Source organism: Pseudoalteromonas sp. SR45-5, from assembly GCF_014163565.1.
GTDB lineage: Bacteria > Pseudomonadota > Gammaproteobacteria > Enterobacterales > Alteromonadaceae > Pseudoalteromonas > Pseudoalteromonas distincta.
Window position 1 is genome coordinate 1 of record NZ_JACJDN010000333.1, and the last position, 4,370, is coordinate 4,370.

The 4,370-nt window shown below is 39.2% G+C and carries 5 protein-coding genes; 4 read left to right on the forward strand and 1 reads right to left on the reverse strand.

Annotated elements, in window-relative coordinates; translation table 11 throughout:
- On the reverse strand, nucleotides 1-1,228 hold a 1,228-nt coding region (gene pssA, locus H5072_RS12680; RefSeq protein ID WP_182693719.1), incomplete at its 3' end, for a CDP-diacylglycerol--serine O-phosphatidyltransferase.
- A gap of 298 nt (nucleotides 1,229-1,526) precedes the next feature.
- Between pssA and trxB the strand changes: the two genes are divergently transcribed.
- The 4 genes from trxB (at nucleotide 1,527) to infA (ending at nucleotide 4,297) form a co-directional block, all read left to right on the forward strand.
- Nucleotides 1,527-2,477, forward strand: coding sequence for a thioredoxin-disulfide reductase (gene trxB / locus H5072_RS12685; RefSeq protein ID WP_024595506.1), 951 nt, complete (start codon nucleotides 1,527-1,529; stop codon nucleotides 2,475-2,477).
- A 97-nt stretch (nucleotides 2,478-2,574) separates the two neighbouring features.
- Nucleotides 2,575-3,291 carry a leucyl/phenylalanyl-tRNA--protein transferase gene (aat, locus tag H5072_RS12690; RefSeq protein ID WP_024595507.1) on the forward strand — a complete coding sequence of 239 codons (717 nt, stop codon included), beginning with the start codon at nucleotides 2,575-2,577 and terminating at the stop codon, nucleotides 3,289-3,291.
- The gene (locus H5072_RS12695) at nucleotides 3,284-3,988 is read left to right on the forward strand and encodes an arginyltransferase (protein WP_182673541.1); all 705 of its coding nucleotides are present in this window, start codon (nucleotides 3,284-3,286) and stop codon (nucleotides 3,986-3,988) included. The genes aat and H5072_RS12695 overlap by 8 nt, the downstream gene beginning before the upstream one ends.
- A 90-nt stretch (nucleotides 3,989-4,078) precedes the next feature.
- A complete protein-coding gene (gene infA / locus H5072_RS12700; RefSeq protein ID WP_002962494.1) occupies nucleotides 4,079-4,297 on the forward strand; it encodes a translation initiation factor IF-1 in 219 nt (72 codons plus the stop codon).
- Nucleotides 4,298-4,370 lie beyond the last annotated feature (73 nt).

The window sequence follows — 4,370 nt, forward strand, 5'->3', positions numbered from 1 at the left end:
CATCTGGGCCTGTTAAACGGCGGCAGTGTTGTAAAATTTCCTGCTTTTCGTTATCAATAGCATCCATAATTGTTTGCTCTGGATCTTCTATTAAAATACCGTTTTCGATATCAAGACCCCATGCACGCGGATTTAAGTTATGCCCGCTCAGTAAATGTTTTGTTCTATCTGAACAAATACCTTTTAAATGAAACGAATTACTTTCATCTTTCCACAGATACACATTTAAATTACCGTTATCGATGTGGCGTTTTTGCGTTTTTACAAACTTATGCAAAATAGTTTCGTATAAATAAGGCAACGCCCCTATTTTACTAAACGGCTCGCTTGGCGGTAAATAAAAGTCATTGGCTGTTTTATCCCCTACCACAATCGTAACTTGCTTGCCTTGCTTTAATAATCGGCGCAGTGATCGCATAAGTGGCGCCGGAAAATTAAAGTATGGCGTATACAACACAAGCTCTTGCTCTGTGGTATCAAATAACGCTTTTATTAAACGATTTAATTCGTTATTACGACGACCAAGCCCTAAAAACAAACGAATACCTAATGCTTGCGTATTTAGTTGCTCTGCTGCGTTGTAACTTGCGACTTTTAAATCACGCATTAATTGCTTTTGATCAAGTTTGAAGTCGTGTAAACGCTTAAGCGGTCGTGTGTCTATGCGTGGCACAGCAACAGAGCTAATTAGCTTAGTCTCAATAAAATCAACCACTGAGTCACACAGCTCGCTCTGCGTTATTAAAAAGTAACGATCGAGTCTGTAACGCTCATTATACTGCAAATACACGTTGTTTAAGCTTGCGCCGCTGTAAAGCAAGGTATCGTCAATGACAAAACCCTTTAAATGTAATACGCCAAATAATTCTTTAGCTTTTACAGGTACACCATAAACTTGTACGTTCGATTTAAACTTTTCTAAATCGTCACAGTATAAACTTGCGTTACCATCAGACTTCTCTGCACCAATTAAACCACGTTGCGCACGATGAAAATCCACCAGCACTTTTACATCAAGCGCAGGGTTCTCTAATGATACTCGATGCAGGGCTTCTAAAATCTCGCGACCTGCTTCGTCATCCTGTAAATAAAGCGCTGTGATATAAATTCGTTTTTTTGCATTAGCTATCAAACGTAGCAATTGCGTTCGGTAATCTTGCGCATTGGTTAAGACGTTAACGTCTTTTGAAGTCAACCCGAATGCGGGTTTTTCCTGCCAAAATAACATAGTTGCCTATTCGCTTAGGTCACATAATCTATCAGTGACAAATAAAATTAGGTAAAACATAACAAAAAAAATCAAAGGGGTCATGAATTAACGCTGTTTTATTGCCTGTTAGTCTATTTATTGAGCTACTTTGGCATATTAGCTGTAAAAGCATAGAGCTCTAGTACACAATACTGCACAGCTTTTCGATTTGAGAAAAAAAATAATCGCGGATTTTGTTTACATCTGCCTTGTTTTTCTTAGAATCAAGCGCATTAATGAGCATATTGAACACAGTATTAAACGTTTAGGAAAAATAATGACTGAAGCAAAACATTGTAAGCTACTAATTTTAGGCTCTGGCCCAGCTGGTTATACTGCCGCAGTATATGCAGCACGTGCAAATTTAAACCCTGTTTTAATTACAGGCATTCAACAAGGTGGCCAATTAACAACCACGACTGAAGTTGAAAACTGGCCTGGTGATGCACACGGCTTAACGGGCCCTGCATTAATGGATCGTATGAAAGAGCACGCTGAGCGCTTTGAAACTGAAATCATATTCGATCACATCAATAAAGTAGATGTATCTAAGCGCCCTTTCACACTAACTGGCGACCAAGGTACTTACACATGTGATGCGTTAATCATTGCAACAGGTGCTTCTGCTAAATACTTAGGCTTAGAGTCTGAAACTAATTTCCAAGGCCGTGGCGTTTCAGCCTGTGCTACATGTGATGGCTTTTTCTATAAAGGTCAGAAAGTAGCGGTTGTTGGTGGTGGTAATACAGCGGTTGAAGAAGCGCTATACTTATCTAACATTGCTGACGAAGTACATGTTATTCACCGCCGTGATAGTTTCCGTAGTGAAAAAATACTTGCAGACCGCCTTGCTGAAAAAGCAGCTAACGGTAACGTTGTTTTACATTACAACCGTACGCTTGACGAAGTATTAGGCGACCAAATGGGCGTAACTGGCATTCGTATTAAAGATGCACAGTCTGATGCAACAGAAGAGCTAGATTTAGCCGGTGTATTTATTGCTATTGGTCATAAGCCAAATACAGATATGTTTGTTGGTCAACTAGAAATGAAAGACGGCTACTTAGTTGTAGAGTCTGGATTGAATGGTAACGCAACTCAAACAAGTGTAGAGGGCGTTTTTGCTGCAGGTGATGTGTCTGACCACATTTACCGTCAAGCAATCACATCAGCGGGTACAGGCTGTATGGCTGCCCTTGATGCAGAACGTTTTTTAGATAATTTATAAGCAATTAAATAAATTATAATAGGGCTGATTATTCAGCCCTTTTTTTATGTCTAAAATATAGTTACACTTTTACGATCAATTATAAAATAAGTACTGTATGAGAAATCAGCTATACCAATTAAGTGAAACCGATATAGCATTCCCCAATCCGGAATACGCATTAGAATCCCCTGATGGCTTGTTAGCAATTGGCGGAGATTTAAGTTTACCTCGCCTAAGTAATGCCTACAAAAGCGGAATATTCCCCTGGTTTAGCGAAGATGAGCCTATTATGTGGTGGTCGCCGAGCGAACGCGGGATTTTTGAACTGGATGATTTTCATATAAGTAAGAGCCTGCGTAAACATTTAAAAAAGCACCCTGTAAAAGTAACCATTAATAATGCCTTTGAGGAGGTAATAGAAGCTTGTCGCGATCAACGCCTTGATACCGATGGCACTTGGATCACCTCTGACATGCTCAACGCTTATGTTAATGCACACAATGCTGGCATTGCCCATAGCTTAGAAGTGTGGAGCAACGGAGAGCTTGCAGGTGGCTTATACGGTATTATGCAAAATGGTGTTTTTTGTGGTGAGTCGATGTTTCATCATCAAACCAATTGCTCCAAGCTTGCTATGTGGGCACTGGTAAATTGGCTTAAACGTCATAATGCGCATTTTATTGATTGCCAGTTAGAAAACCCTTATTTAATGACCTTAGGTGCACAAGTAATCCCCCGCTCAACATTTTTGACTAAACTAAAAGCTGCACATAACTATATTATTAATCCTATTATGTGGGAGCCACAAGAACTTGACGCAATCTATGAATGAGCAACTTCCTGCACGTGTTGGTTTAACCCAAGAGTTTGACTGTAGTTATTTACCCAACAGACAAGAGCAACTATTAGTTATTCTAGATCCTAGTTGCTACAGCACAGACAAATTTGAGTCATTATTAGGCTTAGGATTTCGTCGCAGTGGTAACCAAATATACCGTCCACACTGCCCAATATGCAGTGCATGTAATTCTGTACGTGTATTAGCACAAGACTTTATCCCTTCAAAATCGCAAAAACGTAAACTAAACAAAGCAAAAAACCAGTTTGAAGTAAAATACTCGATGCAAGAACGCCCTGAGTATTATCCGCTCTATAGTAAATACATAACGATGCGCCATCAGGATGGAAGTATGTATCCTCCTGAAAAAGAACAGTTTCAAAGCTTTTTACTTTGCAGTTGGCTCAAAATCACATTTATTGAGCTATGGCACCAAGATACTTTAGCCGCAGTTGCCGTAACTGATTGTATGAACAGCTCTATTTCTGCAATTTATACTTTTTTTGACCCCGACTTTGAACACTATAGTTTAGGCTCTGTGATGATATTAGAGCAGCTTAAATTTGCAAAAGAGCAAAATAAGCAATACGTGTACTTAGGCTATCAAATTGATGAATGCGATAAAATGAAGTACAAAACTCAGTTTTTACCAGCTCAAAAACAGCTCAATGATGAGTGGGTGGCTATTTAATTTGCAAATATAGCCCCTGCGCCTTTACTTATTGGTGTATTTTGGGCAAAATCTGCAGCGTTTAACTATTAAAGAGGTGTTACGCTAAACATGGCGAAAGAAGACGTAATCGAAATGCAAGGGACAGTCCTTGATACTTTACCAAATACAATGTTCCGAGTTGAGCTAGAAAATGGTCACGTAGTTGTGGCTCACATTTCAGGCAAAATGCGCAAAAACTATATCCGTATTTTAACCGGCGATAAAGTAACGGTAGAAATGACTCCTTACGATTTATCAAAGGGTCGTATCGTATTCCGTGCTCGCTAAGTAAGTGCGTAAACGAGATTTAGTTTTTGGCTAGTGTTTTACTAGCTTTAAGCGTTTATTAAATGTAATTGAT

What these genes read in the sequence shown, in the direction of transcription:
- infA (WP_002962494.1), top strand. Translation starts at nt 4,079, where the DNA reads ATGGCGAAAGAAGACGTAATCGAAATGCAAGGGACAGTCCTTGATACT.
- trxB (WP_024595506.1), top strand. Translation starts at nt 1,527, where the DNA reads ATGACTGAAGCAAAACATTGTAAGCTACTAATTTTAGGCTCTGGCCCA.
- aat (WP_024595507.1), top strand. Translation starts at nt 2,575, where the DNA reads ATGAGAAATCAGCTATACCAATTAAGTGAAACCGATATAGCATTCCCC.
- H5072_RS12695 (WP_182673541.1), top strand. Translation starts at nt 3,284, where the DNA reads ATGAATGAGCAACTTCCTGCACGTGTTGGTTTAACCCAAGAGTTTGAC.